The sequence below is a fragment of the Propioniciclava coleopterorum genome, assembly GCF_011393335.1.
Taxonomy (GTDB): domain Bacteria; phylum Actinomycetota; class Actinomycetes; order Propionibacteriales; family Propionibacteriaceae; genus Propioniciclava; species Propioniciclava coleopterorum.
Genome location: NZ_CP049865.1, coordinates 2432392 through 2446253, shown reverse-complemented (window position 1 = coordinate 2446253; position 13862 = coordinate 2432392). Strand labels below are relative to the sequence as shown.

The window sequence follows — 13862 nt, the reverse complement described above, 5'->3', positions numbered from 1 at the left end:
ATGACTGAACCACCTTGGCCTCAGCATCCGTAATCTTTAGCGACCCGCCATCGAAGGCGAAATACATCCGAGCGTCGATAATCGCGCCGCCAACTTCTACTCCGTCCGGCCTCATGTATCGAGACTGAGATGCGTCGTAGCATGTTTGGAGCGCAACAACTGATCCGGCGCGAGAGAGACCGGGAAGCCTGCCGACACGCACCAGCACGGGTGACCCCGACACACGCCTGGTGTACCGATCGGCGGCAAACTCTGCGTCGAGATATCCGCGGAACGTCCCCATTGTGTCCGCCTCGAGAGCGCCTGAGATACTCGGCTCTTTGAGCGTGTAGGCGTACATGTACTCATCCCAGAAGTTCCGGTACACACTCTCGGCTTCGGTATAGAGCGCGTCGCGCTTCTGGGCTTGCTCGTACTCGATCGGGCCGCACGGCACCGGATCACCGCCCGCCTCGGGGACGCAACTGAACGTCGGCGTGGGCGTTGGAGCCGGCGTGGGCGCGCTGGGTGGCGTGCAGGCGGATAGCAGCGCGGCAGCCAGAATGACTGTGACAGGCAAGACGGGTCGGGGTGGCATTGTCACCTCCTGGGGGTTCGCTCAGCATGGCACAGCACCAAGGGCTCGCGATGGTTGTCCACAGCAAATCCTCTGCATCCCCAGATCCTCGCTTCGGATGTGCGCTGAGGCTGCCGACCGCCGCCCGAGACGGACATCGGCGCTGCCTCCCACGGAGCGCATCATCACCTTCGAGATGGGCCCCGGCCTCGCATGCCAGGCGACAAGGCAAAACGCCTTGGTGAGGCGTCTCGGAATGGACTGTACGTCTGGCCGCGGCCGACGCTGCGGTCTGCGCCCAACCTTGATGGCGCAGAGAACTGCGGACACCCAGCCGCTCCCCAGCACGCGCCCAACCCGCGGTCAGCCCTCGACGCCGACGAGCAAGCAGTGATCCTGAACCGGACTTCCGGCCACTGACCCAACCACGGGCGTCTTCTCGACGACACGCCGCGAACGCCGACACCGTCGACCCGTTCACGTTCACCTACTCCGGTTCAGGCGGGCCGCCGACCCGCGCGTGGAGTGTGCCCCGTCCAACCTCAGGGGCCCTCGACCGACAGTTCCCCGTCCGAGGCAGCGTCGTCCTGGTCGGTTCGTGGTCGGTGTCGGTGGTTGCGCCGGGGGCGTTGTTGGGGGTCGACCCTGGTCGGTGGGATCACCACCGGGACGCCGTCGTCGACTCGGATCTGCCAGCGGGTGTCGGGATGCCGATGGTCAGGTTCGACCGTGTTGTGATGGTGCCGGCACAAGAGCACCAGATTCGGAAGCGAGGTGGGTCCGCCGCGCTGCCAGGGGGTGATGTGGTGGGCGTCGCACGCGGCGGCGGTGCGGTCGCATCCGGGGAACACGCAGCCGCGATCTCGGGCGACGAGCGCGGCGCGGATGGCGGGGGTGACCAGGCGGTTCGCCCGCCCCACGTCCAGCACTTCGCCGGCGCCGTTCATCACCACGGGCAGGATGCCGGCGTCGCAGGCCAGCACCCGCACCTGCGTGGGCGTCAGATCCGCACCCGAATCGAGCAACTGCGCCTTCCGACAGTCATCGACCAGGCGATCGTGGTCGATCAGCACCATGATCCGCGGCCGGCCCCCACCGTGGTTGGGGGCGTCCTGGTGCACCGCGGCGGCGCGGGCGAGCTCGATCAGCGCATCAGCGCGGCGCTGGGTGGGGGTCGCCTTCTCGGCGAGGGGGTCGGCGCAGTCCAGGGCGCGGCGGTGGTGCAGGTGCGCGATCGCCTCGACCTGCGCCCGCAACAGTTCCGCCTCGACCGTCGGCAGGCTGCCTTTGATCAGGACCGACCCCATCCCATCAGGGGTGAAGGAGAGATGCCGCACCGTGTGGGCGTGCCGGGCTTCGCGCTCGAGGCGGCGTTCCAGCGTTTCCTCGGCGACCTCGGGGCGATGACTTCGAGCAGATGCCGGGCCAGCCGGCCCAGTTCGTGGGAGTCGAACTGGGCGCAGAACTCCACCATCATCGACTCGGCGTCACGCACCTTCTGGTCGGGAAGATCCTCGGGCAGTTGGGCAAGCACGCGGGTGACCGCGCGCGCCTGCAACGGTGTGGCCGCGCCGGTGAGAGTCGCCTCCCGGAGCAGCGGTCGGCTCGACATTTCCTGGGCTGCGGCCAACAGCCGGCCCGCTTCGCGACGGGTCATCCGCTGCGCGTCGTGCAACCACGACAGCGTGCCGACACCGACCACCGCCTGCGGAGCAGCCACCCGATCCGCCTCAGCCACCAACACCCCGGCCAACGCTTGCAGACGACCCGCCGCCGACAGTGCCTGCTCGGCGAGCGCGACGCGGTCAGCATCGGTGAGCAGCACCCGGTCCAAGCCGTCGGGGTCGAGGTCGTCCAGACCCGTGAGGACATTCGCCAGGAATGCCTCACTTCGCGTCCGGATCAACGTCTCCATGAAACAACCCTAGAAGGACCCACTGACATTTTCCCCCGAGGACGGAGGCATCCAGATCGATTCACTATCCCGATTCGAACATCACCCCGCCGATGACCCGCCGACGAACTCGGGCGTATCTCAGTTAGTGGCCCCGCTGCAGCTGAACATGTGGCCGGCGGAGCGGTTCGGTGTAGCAGCGCGGTGGCGATGGCGAGCGCCTACCTAGCCCGCCAAACATTTCGGACGGCAACCATCGCGGTTGATGTGGACGATGAAGTGATCGCACAGCGGCCACAGCCCCGGCCTCGCACCCCCTGGAACCCGCGGCTGCCGGGATGAGCGCGGCGAGACACGCCAGCAGCGTCGACGTGCCGCAGTCGTTGGCGCCGACCAACGCGACCAGCCCGTCTGGTCGGCCCGATAGCCCAGGCCCACTGTCGCCGACGGCCTCGAGGGCGTCCAGGACGTCGCGGTCGGCCAACTCCAGGCAGCGGTGATGCCCCGCACGGCTGTGAGCCTCGGGACCAGATTGATACCCGTGGCACCGGCGGGTCATCGACCGTGACGGTGCGCGGGTCACTCGCCTGGAAGGCGAGGCCCACCGTCGCGCGAGAGCCGGACCAAGTCGTCGTCGCGCGGGGCACACACCGACCGGCGATGGCCCCGATGAGCGACACCGCCGTCGTGCCAGGAGCCCAGTTCCACGTCGCCGATGCTTACCGAGCCGGCACCGGGCCAGACGTCGGCCCGGACGTCCTTGTCGTTCAGCGAGACGTCGGCCCATGAAGCCCCCACCTACAACGGCCTCAACCTCGCCACGCCCCCGACCCAGGAACGGAGAGCGGGGATGTGGATGCCCTGGCCGAGTTCCTCGACCCGGACGTGGAGTCAGCACCACCGCTCCGGGGCCCACCGAGTTGTCCGGCATGACCGCCACCGGCGCCTCAGGACGACAGTCCCGCCTGGATCAGCACCACCGCTCCGGAGATGAGGCCCACGGCGAGGCTCGCGACCCCGACCCACAGCAGGTTGAACCAGGGACCCGGGCGCGTGCGTCCGCGACCCATGGCGCCGAAGAAGAAGCCGGCCGGGATGAAGATGGCCGCGAACAGGACGCCGTAGCTGAGCTCGACCAGCAGTCCGCGCCCGCCGGACAGGTCGACGAACAGCGCGACCACCAGGCCGAGTGTCACCAGGACGCCCGCGTGGGCGTGGCCGGCGCGGAAGGAGGACTTCTGGAACGGCGTGAACTCCAGCCCGCCGTTCAGGATGCGGAGCAGGAACGTCCCGCCGTAGCCGATCCCGAGCACGGTCAGCAGCACGACGCCGGCCGAGATCAGGGTGGGAGAGGTCAACTGGCTCATGGCAGGTTCCTTTCGACAGGGGGTGGTTGGCCGCCAGTGGCGACAGCAGGCGGCTGGACGCCGCCCCCAGAGGGTGACTGGACGCCTCCGACAGAGGCCGGACGGACGCCGCCGGCGACAGGAGGCGGCTCAACGCCGGCGACCGGGAGTGGCCGGTCACCAACGGCGACCGGGGATGGCCGGCCGCCGATGGGCGCGGCACGGAGAGCGGCCGTGATCAGCGCGGGGACGCCGCCCTCGGGGGCAGCACCCAACCCCGCGCCCACCAGAGCGCCGGAGTGGGCGAGCACCGCCAGCCCGTGCACGAGCCCCCAGGCCGCGGCGACGCCGGCGTCCAGACGCTCGGGCGCGAGCCCCGTCGCCAGGACGGCCTCCCGCAGTAGTCGGTATGTCTTGGCCCCCGCAGGGTCGGCGTCCACGAAGCGGTCGGGTTCGGTGGGGAACATCACCGCGAAGTGTCCGGGATGGGTCAGCGCGAAGGCCACGTACGCCTCCCCCATGCCCAGCAGCCGCGCATGCGGGTCAGCAGCCCGGACGCCGGACAACGCGGCCTCCAGCCGGGCGAAGCCGTCGGCCGCCACAGCAGACAGGACGCCCTCGCGACTGCCGAAGTGGTGCCGGAAGGCCGCGTGACTCACCCCGAGATCGGACGCCAACCCGCGCAGGGTCAGCGCCGCGGGTCCACTGTCGGCGACCACAGCGGCCGCCCGCTCCAGGACCGCCGCCCGCAGGTTCCGGTGGTGGTAGTCATCAACCATGGCCCGAACTTACCAGCGGTAAGTTACCGTTGTAAAGATACCGTCCAACTGGCCAGAGCCTCTGTCTCCGGTCGCCCCTCTGGTCACCTGGGTGTGCGACGGACGAGGAGTCGCCGCCACACCTTGGGCCACCCTGGAGCAAGGAGCGGCCGGATCCCCGCGCAACTCAGGGCAGCGTCGGTCGCGTCCCTGTCGTCGATGACCTCCGGGTGCCGGAACCAGCCCGTGACATCGGCCCCAGCGGTGCGGGTGCCGGGGTCCCAGATCCGGCGGTACGTGGCGCGGACCAGCCGCCGCGCTTCCCGCTCATAGTCGTACTGCGGCTCCGGCCCGCGGCCCTTCATGGTCATTCGCTCAGCGTGGCAGGCCCGCCCGCCGGCACGGGGGAAACCTGTCAGCCGTGCTCGGCGATCACGGCCAGGACCGCGTCGCCGTAGGACTCCTTCTTCTTGGCGCCGATGCCGCTGATGGCGTCCAGTTGGGTCAGGGACGCCGGACGCTCGGTCGCCAGCGCGCGCAGGGTGGCGTCGCCGAAGACGATGTAGGCGGGGACGCCCTGCTCGCGGGCCGCCTCGGCGCGCCAGGCGCGCAGCGCCTCGAACAGGCCGGCGTCCTCCCCCTCCAGGCCGACCGGGGCGGACGCCTTGCGCGCGCGTCCAGACGCCCGGCCCAGCGCGTCCCGCCGGAGCGCGACCGGCTCCTCGCCGCGCATCACCGGCAGCCCGGCCTCGGTGATGGCGAGGGTGCCGTACTCCCCCTGCGACTCGAGGACGCCGCGGGCGAGCAACTGCCGGATGACGCTGCGCCAGTCCTGCTCGGACAGGTCCTTGCCGATGCCGTAGGTCGAGAGCTGGTCGTGGCGCTGCTGACGCATCCGGTCGGTCTCGGCACCCCGCAGGATGTCGATGAGGTGCCCCGCACCGAAGGACTGGCCGCGCTCGCGCTGCAGCCGCACGATCGTGGACAGCAGCTTCTGCGAGGCGACGAGCCCGTCCCAGGTGTCGGGGGCTGCAGGCAGGTGTCGCAGTTGCCGCACGGCGCGGACTCCTGGCCGAAGTAGCCCAACAGGTTCTGCCGGCGGCACTCGACGGTCTCGCACAGGGCGAGCATGGCGTCGAGGTGGCCCTGCATCCGACGCTTGTGGGCGCGGTCGCCCTCGCCGGAGTCGATGAGGCGGCGCTGCTGCACGACGTCGCCCAGGCCGTAGACCATCCACGCCACCGACGGCTCCCCGTCGCGGCCGGCGCGGCCGGTCTCCTGGTAGTAGCCCTCGACGGACTTGGGCAGGTCGATGTGGGCGACGAACCGGACGTCCGGCTTGTCGATGCCCATGCCGAACGCGATGGTCGCGACCATGACGACGCCGTCCTCCCGCAGGAAGCGGCCCTGGTTCGCCCCCGCACCTGGGCGGGCAGGCCCGCGTGGTACGGCAGTGCGTCGACGCCGCGGCCACGCAGGTACTCGGCGGTCTGCTCCACGGCCTTGCGGGAGAGGGCGTACACGATCCCGGACGCCCCCTCGGGCTGCGAGGCGATGAAGTCGACCAACTGGCGGCGCGGCTCGGCCTTGGACGCGATCCGGTAGGTGATGTTGGGCCGGTCGAAGCTCGACACGTAGTGCTGCGCCTCGTCCAGGTGCAGCCGCTGGGTGATCTCGGCGTGCGTGGCCCGGGTCGCGGTGGCGGTGAGCGCCAGCCGCGGGACGCCGGGGAACGCCTCCCCCAGGTCGCCGAGCGCCAGGTAGTCGGGCCGGAAGTCGTGACCCCACTGCGACACACAGTGCGCCTCGTCGATCGCGATCACGCTGAGGGTGCCGCGCCGCAGCATCGCCCGCGTGGACGCCCCGGACAGCCGCTCGGGCGCGATGTAGATCAGGTCGAGCTCGCCGGCGATGTAGTCCCGCTCGACGGCCGCCCGCTCGGACGCCGACTGCGTCGAGTTCAGGTACGCGGCCCGGACGCCGTTGGCGCGCAGGGCGTCCACCTGGTCGTGCATCAGCGCGATCAGCGGCGAGACGACCAGCCCCGTGCCGGGACGCACCAGCGCCGGGATCTGGTAGCAGACGCTCTTGCCGCCGCCGGTCGGCATGAGCACGATGGCGTCGCCGCCCGCGATGACGTGCTCGACGACGGCCTGCTGGTCGCCGCGGAAGGAGTCGAAGCCGTAGACCGTCGCCAGGGCGTCGGCGCCGGTCGGGTACTGCGGTGCACGCACCCCGGACGCCGGCGCGGCGGCACTGCGGCGCTCGGCCCCGGCTCCGGCCGGGACGCCGGCGGGCTCGGCGGGGGGCGTCCAGTCGTCGTAGGGGTCGAACGGCGGCTCGTCCCACGGGTCGTAGGGCGGCTCCTCGTCGTACGGCAGCCCCAACTCGGGGGCGGGATCGTTGGTGGGCGGCACGTCCGCGAGTCTAGTTGGGGGCGCTGACAGCCGACTCGCCGTCCGGTCAGCCGGTGCCGCCGAGCAGCAGGTGCGCCTTGCACCCCCTCGCTGACGGCGACGGGCGGCAGGTCGGCCCCGGTCACGCGGGCTGGTCGAGAGCCACCGATGAGCTCGTGGTGCGGGCCGGCGGGTCGGGACGGTTGCCGACGAGCCAGCCTCCGGCGAGGTCAGGGCGCGGAACGGCAAGGCGTGGTCGGCGCTGCGGTCGCTCGGGCCGCCTCAGCGCTGGCCGACCGCGAACTCCACCGAGGTCGACACCTCGGTGGCACCGGCCGCGGCCCGGTCGATGAGCGCGCGGTCCTCGTCGGTGAGCCGTTCCCGTTCCTGACGCGCGTACTCGTCCCAGGTTTCGAACTGGTACCGCTCACGAAGGATCGCCCCGTCGGCGTCGGCGACGACGTACCACTGGGAGGCGCCGGTCCTCCTGCGCACCGTCTCGAGCGCGAGGATGCGGGCCACGGCGTCGTGGTCGGCCACGTCGGTCACGTAGGCGACATCGATCCACACCCGACCGGCGCCTGCGGCCCAGGCGGGCGGCTCGTCCACCAGCCGCTCGGAGATGCCGCGCCGCAGTTGGGCCGTGCCGGGCAGCACCGGCCACCACCACAGGCTCAGGGCCGCCAGCAGCAGCGCCGCAGCGGCCACGTACAACGTCGTCGCGACGCCCCAGACCGTCGCCACCCATCCCCACGCGGCGGCGCCGACCGCCTGCGATCCGCTCATGACGAGCAGGTACACCGACAACCCCCGCGCCCGCACCCACGCGGGCAGGGTGAGCTGCAACGCGGCGTTGACCGTCGAGAGGGTCATGATCCAGGCGACGCCGGCGAGAGCGAGCAGCGGCGCCAGCGCGAGGTAGCCGAGGACGGCCGACCCGGCCGTGGCGATCCCGAACACGAGGGAAGACGCCGCGAGCACCGCCCCCAGCGACAGGTGCGTCCGCAGCCACGGCAGCAGCGCCACACCCGCGAGCGCCCCGACCCCGAGGACGCCGAGCAGGACGCCGTAGCCGCTCGCCCCGAGGCCGAGCCGGCCGGACGCGACGAGCGGAAGCAGCGCCCACAGGGCGCTCGCGGGCACTAGGAACACCGCCGCCCGCAGCAGCAGGCGCTGGACGCGCGGGGCCGAAAGCACGTACCGGCCACCCGAACGGACGGCCGCCCAGAACGGCTGCGGATGGAGCGGCGCGGCCGGGGACGAGCGCCAGAGCAGCAGCACGATCGCGGTGGCGACGAAGCTGGCCGCGTTGACGCCGAACACGACCGCGGGGTGGTCAGCGCCAGGAGAACGCCGGCCAGCGCGGGTCCCACCGCCCGCGCCACGTTCACGCCCACGCCGCCCAGCGCTGCGGCGGCGGGGATCTCTTCGCGCGGGACCAGGTCCGGCTGGATCGCCTGCCAGGCGGGCGCGCCGAGCGCGACCGCCGCGCCGATCAGGACGGTGAAGGCGAGCAGGCCGCCGGCCCCGAGCATCCCGAGCGCGGCGACGACGGTCAGCCCGATGGACGCGGCGGCCGCGAGCACGTTGGTGAGGATGAGCAGGCGGCGTCGGTCCCAGGCGTCCGCCAGCACCCCGGCCACCAGCGACAGAAGCAGGGCCGGGCCCAGGTTCGCCGTCTGCATCAGGGAGACCACCAGGGGGCTGGCCTCGCGTTCGACGAGGAACCACTGGCCCCCCACGGTCTGCATCCAGGAGCCGATGTTGGAGCCGAGCTGAGCCAGCCACAGCGCGAGGAAGACCCGGTGCCGCAGCGGCGTCCACGCCCCTGTTCGCGCCTGCGTGTTCGTCGTCACGGACTCCCCCATCGATCGCTCGCCGGGCATTTCCCCTTGTGAAGGAAAGCAGGGCGCCGCCGATGCGTCAACGGCGCGCCGTGGGGACGAAGCCCGACGCGCGCCTCAGGCGGAGAAGTCCGCCCCGCGGTCGACCATCTCGTCGACGATCCAGCGGGCGGTCTCGCGCTGGCAGGCGCCGGGGTCGCCGAAGCTGACCCCGAAGATGCCGGTGATCTCGGTGAGCGTGGGCACCCCGGTGAGCTCCAGGATGGCGTCCGCCTCGCGGGCGTACTCGTCGCGCGGCGCGCCCGTGGCGATGAGGCCGACCGGGTCCGCCTCGGCCAGGATCTCGATCATCACGTCACGCGAAAGAGCCATGCCGGGAGCCTAGCGGCCGGGGGCGTCCAGGCGCCGGGGATCCGCCCCGTCAGCCAGGGCTCATCGCTCATCGCCCGCCCCCGGTCCGCGCGCCGCCGGTACCGCGACGGTGCGGCGTGCGCGAGGTCACCAGGGTCGGACGCGGGGACCGGGGCTCGGGCCACGGTGGTGCCGACGCTCAGGGCAGCCTCGTCATCAGGGTGACGAGCGTGAGGACGCCATCCTCGAAGCCGAGGTTCACGTGGCGACCGCCGACGACGTAGGAGACGAACAGCGCGCCCTGCGCCTCGGGCTCGCCGAACAGCGCGACCGCGTCCTCGGGGGTCGAGGTGGCGTCCAGGCCCTCGATCAGCGCGTCCGGACGCGGGTAGGCCGGCCCGGCCGTCCGCACGATGGAGCCGAACGGGCGGTCGGTCATCCGGATCCAGAACGTCGAGATGCCGTGCCGATCCGACTCGGCCTCGATGCCGACCTTGCGCAGCGGGACGCGCGAGGAGGCCAGCTTGGCCTTCATCGACGCGCCCGTCAGGGACGCCACCCGCGCCGCCGCGTCCGGTCCGTCGGGGTTCCCAGCAGCGCCAGCAGGTCGTTGACCTCGCCGGGCATGACGGTCCCCCCGGCTACGGGTTCGGGGCGGGCTCCGGCGCGTTGCCGAGTTCGGCGTCCAGCCACGCCGTGAAGGCGTCGTCGCCGACCGCCGGCCATTCGTCGGGCACCTCGACGCCGAACGCCTCGGTCAGCCACGCACGGTAGGCGGCCAGCGCCTCCTCCGGGACGGGGTCGGCCGGCGGCTCGCCGAGGCTGTACTCGGTCAGTTCGTCGTAGCCGACGCCCAGCAGCACGAGCAGGTCGCGGGCATCGTCGGCGATGAGGTGGCCGGAGCCCTCGGAGTCCAGCACGACGACGCGCTGCCCGTCCTCGGGGTCGCGCCACAGCAGCACCTGCGAGCCGTCCCCGGCCGCCTCGGCGATCGGCAGCAGCCGCGCGTACCCGGGGGTGCCGGGCTCGAAGTAGCCCTCCAGCGACAGTCCCGAGACGAACGCCGGGGCCCACGCCGCGTCCGGGGACGGGCTGAGCACGAAGCCGGCGGGCGCGTCGCGTCCGTGCCCGTGCTCCTCCAGCCACGCGAACGCGCGCTCGAGGTCGTCGGGGAGGGCGGGCCAGTCGGGGCGGACGCGGGTCAGTTCTGAGGCCATGCGCGACATGACCGCGAGCATAACGGCGTCGGCGGACAGTCTCGTGGGGCGGTGGCGGTTCGGACGCCACCCGTGCGGCACGGGTCGAGGTCGTCACGCACGACGGCGCGGTCGCCGCGGTCGTCCTGCGCCTCCCGGACGCCGACCTGCGCGCCTGGGTGGATGCCGGGAGCGACGCCAAGATCGGCGACCTCGAGCGGGCGTTCGGCCACCCGGCGCACTTCGCCGGGCTGCGGGCGCCGTACGTCCCGGTCGAGGGCGGATTCGTCCGGTTCGCGTTCGCCGCGGGCGGCTGGCCGACCTGCTGCCGCTGGGGCGTCCGGGTTGATGGAGCGTGCCGAGAGCCAGGCCGCCTGCACCGACTGCGGCCGCGTCACGTGCCTCACCGTCGTCCGCGGCGGCGAGCCCCTGCTGACCTACTACACCCCCGACCAGGCGCGCCGGCGTCCGCGGGAGCCGATCCCGCCGGTCGAGCGGTGGGCAGGCCCCGGGCAGGCGCGCCGGGAGGCGTCCGGCGTGCGCTACGTCGACCACGAGCCGGGCCGCTGGTTCCTGGTCGAGCAGGAGGGCGCCCTGTTCCTGGACGCCCGCTACACCTCCAGCGCGGCGATCGACGACAGCGTCCTGATCAGGCTGGACGCCGCCGAGATGGCCGGCCACCGCGACGGCGGCCACGCGTACCTGACCGGCTGGCCGAGCGTATCCACGCCAGCGCCCCCTTCCGGCCGGCCTCGCCGTTCCAGGATCGGGATCTGTACCGGGCCGAGGGTGGACGCCGCCTGCGCGACGCCGTGATGGCCGCCTTCGCGAACCGCAGCTGGCTGGCCGAGCAGGGCGAATCGCCCTGGGCGCCGGCCACCGCTTCCAGACGCGGGGGTCGCCGCGAGGCACCCCTCACAACGAGCGCAGCCCTCGCCGCAGGATCCGCTGCGTCGCCGGCGTCGGGCTCTCCTGCGCCCAGCGCGCGGCCAGCGCCGTCGCCCACTCCGGGCTGGTCTTGGCGGCGTCGTTGATCCAGTTGCCGACCGAGTCCTGCACGTAGCGCGAACCGTCGGCCCGGAGCGGCTCGAGGATCGGCGCCGCCGACTCCGGGCGGGTCTTGAGCGCCGCGATGTGCCTGGCCCACACCCCACGGGGCCGCAGCGCCTCGCAGGCGAACCGGCGGATCCGCTCGGACGGGTCCGACGTCAGGGCCGCGAGCGCGGGGATGCCGGCGTCCAGATCGCCCGCGAGCCGCTCCCGGACGCAGAGCCACGCCCACTCCCGGACGCCGAAGTGGGCGTCGTCGGCCGCCGGAACGACCAGGTCGATCAGATCTGGTGCGGACGCCGACGGCCGGCCGGCCACCAGGGCGAACCAGCCCCAGCCCCGCACCGTGTCGGACCGATGACGCGCCAGGCCTGCGCAGGCGTCGGGGCCGAGGTGGTGGTGCAGCGCCGCCCCGACGGCCTGCATCCGCGCGAGGATGCCCAGCGAGCCGGCGTCCCGGACGGCGGCCCGGAGCGGCTCCGGCGCCTCGGGAAGGACGGCGTCGAGCAGCGCCGCGTGGTCGAGCGCCAGGATCTGCGCGAGCGTGCCCGCCTCGGCCAGCCCCGCCTGAACAGCCGGGTCAGCGGGCTTGGCCATGGCCACGCGCTAGGCGAAGTTCGGGCGCAGTTGCTCGCGCAGTTCCTGGAAGTTGGACGGGCCCGCGTGCCAGCGGTCCTCGTCCTTGTCCTCGAACGTCACCTCGTACTGGCCCGAGGTGCGGTCGAACTGGACCAGCATGGTGGCGGGCAGCAGGTCGCCGGGCTTGAGGTACCCGCCCAGGTAGGTGTGCAGCGGCTCCTCGATGTCGTCCCAGTCGACCGAGACCGGCGTGATGGAGCCGTCGGCGGGGTAGGCGTAGCCGTGGGTGCTGCGGTAGCCGTCGCCGAAGACGAGGACCAGCGCGAAGGCGTCCCACCCCTCCTCGGCGGTGTCCTCGGCCAGCGCGGCGGCGATGGCACCGATCAGATCGGTGGTGGCGTCGGACATGGTGCTCCTCTCAGGCGGCGGAGCGGGGGTGCCCGCGCCTGCCGTCATCCTCGCGGTCTCCGACGACCACCCGACACGACGCGTCCGCATCCCGGACGCGCCCAGCGTGGGCATCCGTCGGCGGCGGCCACCAGCCGCTCCGGCGCACACGGGTCGGCTCCGGTCCGCAGATCTTCGGCACGCGATAATGACCATCACCAGACCACAGCCGGGAGCCCCGTACCGTGGGCAGCCCCCCTCACAGACAGGAACCCTCGTGGAACAACTGATCACGCGCCTCGTGGAACTGACGGCGAACACCACCGCCGTCGAGTTCCACGGGCTTCCTCAGTTCCTTGCGGACACCGATCCGGATCAGGTCGAGAGGCGCTTCGCTCGCGCGGACGCCCGTGAGTTCTACACCCGGCACAACCCGGCCGATGCGGTTGTGGAGAGCATCTGGCAGGACATCACCTTCTATCCCTTCGCCGGTTTGGATGGTCAGCAGGTCGGCTACGCGACCGACGGACGCACGGGCGACCCCGCCGCGGACTGGCCGCCGAACATGCTGGTCATCGCTGACAGCGGCGGCGACCCGATCATGCTGGATCCGTCGTCGGTCGACGGCGAGGTGTTCTTCGCCGTGCAGGGGATGGGCTACTGGGACCCGCAGCCGATCGCGCGTGACATCAGCGGCTTGCTGAAGCTGTCGATCGCGTGGCTCGAGGTGTCGGAGCAACGCGGCGACGAGCTCTACGACGACACCTACGAGCTTCATCCGGCCTCGATCGCGCTCTTCCGCGACCTCGCCGCGTCGCAGGGCATCGAGGACGCCTACATCCAGAACGCCCTCGCTCTGCGGTGATGTTTCCCACTGCGGTGAGGTTCGCTCTGCGGTGAATCAGGTCATCAGGCGTCCAGGATCGCGGCGACCAACTCGTCGGTCGGACGTGCGCTGTCCAGGCGGAGCACCGGGCAGGGAAGCGAGTCCAGCCATGCTTCGTGCTCGACGCGACTGCGGCCGTCGAAGTCGGGATCCTCGTAGCCGCTCGCCCACTCGATGAACTCCCGATAGGACCTCTCGCTCGCGCCCCCGGCCTCGATGTCGGCGCCGTAGCGGGCCCGCTCGCGCCGGTGCAGCCGATCGATTCGGACAGCCTGGTCGACCGACAGGAACACGACGGCGTCGAAGCGATCGACCAGCTGGTCGCCCCAGCCGACCAGTGACCCGGAGAGCACCCAGGCGTCCCGGGGGAGGAACAGCTCCTCCATGAGCCGCAGTCGTCCGGACGCTGCCCGCTTGGTGGTGTAGGGAGGCGCCGTGGGCACCCAGAAGTAGTCGTCGGTGTCCGCGTGCGGGACTGACCAGGCAGTCGCGAGGGCGCGCCCAAGCGTGGTGGTGCCGGCTCCACTCGCGCCGGTGATGTGCAACCGGCAAGGCTTCATGCGTCCCCCTCAGGCTCCCCCTCTGGAGCGTAGCGGGGCAATACGTGACCCTTGCCCTC

13 protein-coding genes and 3 pseudogenes are annotated in these 13862 nt (G+C 72.0%); 2 read left to right on the top strand and 14 right to left on the bottom strand.

What is annotated here, in order from left to right:
- Positions 1–1098: 1098 nt before the first annotated feature.
- The 11 genes and pseudogenes from G7070_RS19285 to G7070_RS11595 all read right to left on the bottom strand — a co-directional run bounded on the left by G7070_RS19285 (position 1099) and on the right by G7070_RS11595 (position 10371).
- Complete coding sequence (locus tag G7070_RS19285) at positions 1099–1863, bottom strand: HNH endonuclease signature motif containing protein (RefSeq protein ID WP_250645985.1); 765 nt, start codon at positions 1861–1863, stop codon at positions 1099–1101.
- Positions 1848–2471: a DUF222 domain-containing protein gene (locus tag G7070_RS19280; protein WP_166233884.1), complete on the bottom strand. Its 624-nt coding sequence runs from the start codon at positions 2469–2471 to the stop codon at positions 1848–1850. Before G7070_RS19280 ends, G7070_RS19285 begins: the two co-directional genes overlap by 16 nt.
- Before the next feature lie 926 nt (positions 2472–3397).
- A complete protein-coding gene (locus tag G7070_RS11630; protein WP_166233883.1) occupies positions 3398–3817 on the bottom strand; it encodes a hypothetical protein in 420 nt (139 codons plus the stop codon).
- On the bottom strand, positions 3814–4575 hold the full coding sequence (locus G7070_RS11625) for a TetR/AcrR family transcriptional regulator (protein ID WP_166233882.1): 762 nt from the start codon (positions 4573–4575) through the stop codon (positions 3814–3816). The genes G7070_RS11630 and G7070_RS11625 overlap by 4 nt, the downstream gene beginning before the upstream one ends.
- A 394-nt stretch (positions 4576–4969) precedes the next feature.
- Positions 4970–5611, bottom strand: coding sequence for an RQC domain-containing protein (locus G7070_RS18780; RefSeq protein ID WP_246227047.1), 642 nt, complete (start codon positions 5609–5611; stop codon positions 4970–4972).
- A gap of 35 nt (positions 5612–5646) precedes the next feature.
- Positions 5647–5907, bottom strand: a pseudogene (locus tag G7070_RS18775) (RecQ family zinc-binding domain-containing protein); the annotation flags it as partial.
- 122 nt (positions 5908–6029) lie between these two features.
- Positions 6030–6788: pseudogene (locus tag G7070_RS18770) on the bottom strand (RecQ family ATP-dependent DNA helicase); the annotation flags it as partial.
- Positions 6789–7232: 444 nt separating this feature from the next.
- Positions 7233–8818: pseudogene (locus G7070_RS18765) on the bottom strand (MFS transporter).
- A 93-nt stretch (positions 8819–8911) separates the two neighbouring features.
- Positions 8912–9166, bottom strand: coding sequence for a hypothetical protein (locus tag G7070_RS11605; protein WP_166233879.1), 255 nt, complete (start codon positions 9164–9166; stop codon positions 8912–8914).
- A gap of 178 nt (positions 9167–9344) precedes the next feature.
- Positions 9345–9704 carry a hypothetical protein gene (locus G7070_RS11600; protein WP_166233878.1) on the bottom strand — a complete coding sequence of 120 codons (360 nt, stop codon included), beginning with the start codon at positions 9702–9704 and terminating at the stop codon, positions 9345–9347.
- Between the two features lie 82 nt (positions 9705–9786).
- Positions 9787–10371 carry a hypothetical protein gene (locus tag G7070_RS11595; protein ID WP_166233877.1) on the bottom strand — a complete coding sequence of 195 codons (585 nt, stop codon included), beginning with the start codon at positions 10369–10371 and terminating at the stop codon, positions 9787–9789.
- A 318-nt stretch (positions 10372–10689) separates the two neighbouring features.
- Here G7070_RS11595 and G7070_RS11590 point away from each other — a divergent pair, with 318 nt between their 5' ends.
- Positions 10690–11157: a hypothetical protein gene (locus tag G7070_RS11590; protein WP_166233876.1), complete on the top strand. Its 468-nt coding sequence runs from the start codon at positions 10690–10692 to the stop codon at positions 11155–11157.
- 99 nt (positions 11158–11256) lie between these two features.
- Here the strand turns inward: G7070_RS11590 and G7070_RS11585 are convergent, their stop codons facing one another.
- Positions 11257–11988: a DNA alkylation repair protein gene (locus G7070_RS11585; RefSeq protein WP_166233875.1), complete on the bottom strand. Its 732-nt coding sequence runs from the start codon at positions 11986–11988 to the stop codon at positions 11257–11259.
- A 9-nt stretch (positions 11989–11997) separates the two neighbouring features.
- Positions 11998–12378 carry a hypothetical protein gene (locus G7070_RS11580; protein WP_166233874.1) on the bottom strand — a complete coding sequence of 127 codons (381 nt, stop codon included), beginning with the start codon at positions 12376–12378 and terminating at the stop codon, positions 11998–12000.
- A 256-nt stretch (positions 12379–12634) separates the two neighbouring features.
- Here G7070_RS11580 and G7070_RS11575 point away from each other — a divergent pair, with 256 nt between their 5' ends.
- The gene (locus tag G7070_RS11575) at positions 12635–13222 is read left to right on the top strand and encodes an SMI1/KNR4 family protein (protein ID WP_166233873.1); all 588 of its coding nucleotides are present in this window, start codon (positions 12635–12637) and stop codon (positions 13220–13222) included.
- A gap of 44 nt (positions 13223–13266) precedes the next feature.
- Here G7070_RS11575 and G7070_RS11570 read toward each other — a convergent pair whose 3' ends face one another.
- On the bottom strand, positions 13267–13788 hold the full coding sequence (locus tag G7070_RS11570; protein WP_206079749.1) for a P-loop NTPase family protein: 522 nt from the start codon (positions 13786–13788) through the stop codon (positions 13267–13269).
- Positions 13789–13862: the final 74 nt, after the last annotated feature.

Coding starts and splice junctions, on each gene's coding strand:
- G7070_RS11590 (WP_166233876.1), top strand. CDS start 10,690: ATGGAGCGTGCCGAGAGCCAGGCCGCCTGCACCGACTGCGGCCGCGTC.
- G7070_RS11580 (WP_166233874.1), bottom strand. CDS start 12,378: ATGTCCGACGCCACCACCGATCTGATCGGTGCCATCGCCGCCGCGCTG.
- G7070_RS11595 (WP_166233877.1), bottom strand. CDS start 10,371: ATGTCGCGCATGGCCTCAGAACTGACCCGCGTCCGCCCCGACTGGCCC.
- G7070_RS11625 (WP_166233882.1), bottom strand. CDS start 4,575: ATGGTTGATGACTACCACCACCGGAACCTGCGGGCGGCGGTCCTGGAG.
- G7070_RS11630 (WP_166233883.1), bottom strand. CDS start 3,817: ATGAGCCAGTTGACCTCTCCCACCCTGATCTCGGCCGGCGTCGTGCTG.
- G7070_RS19280 (WP_166233884.1), bottom strand. CDS start 2,471: ATGGAGACGTTGATCCGGACGCGAAGTGAGGCATTCCTGGCGAATGTC.
- G7070_RS11585 (WP_166233875.1), bottom strand. CDS start 11,988: ATGGCCAAGCCCGCTGACCCGGCTGTTCAGGCGGGGCTGGCCGAGGCG.
- G7070_RS19285 (WP_250645985.1), bottom strand. CDS start 1,863: ATGGGGTCGGTCCTGATCAAAGGCAGCCTGCCGACGGTCGAGGCGGAA.
- G7070_RS11605 (WP_166233879.1), bottom strand. CDS start 9,166: ATGGCTCTTTCGCGTGACGTGATGATCGAGATCCTGGCCGAGGCGGAC.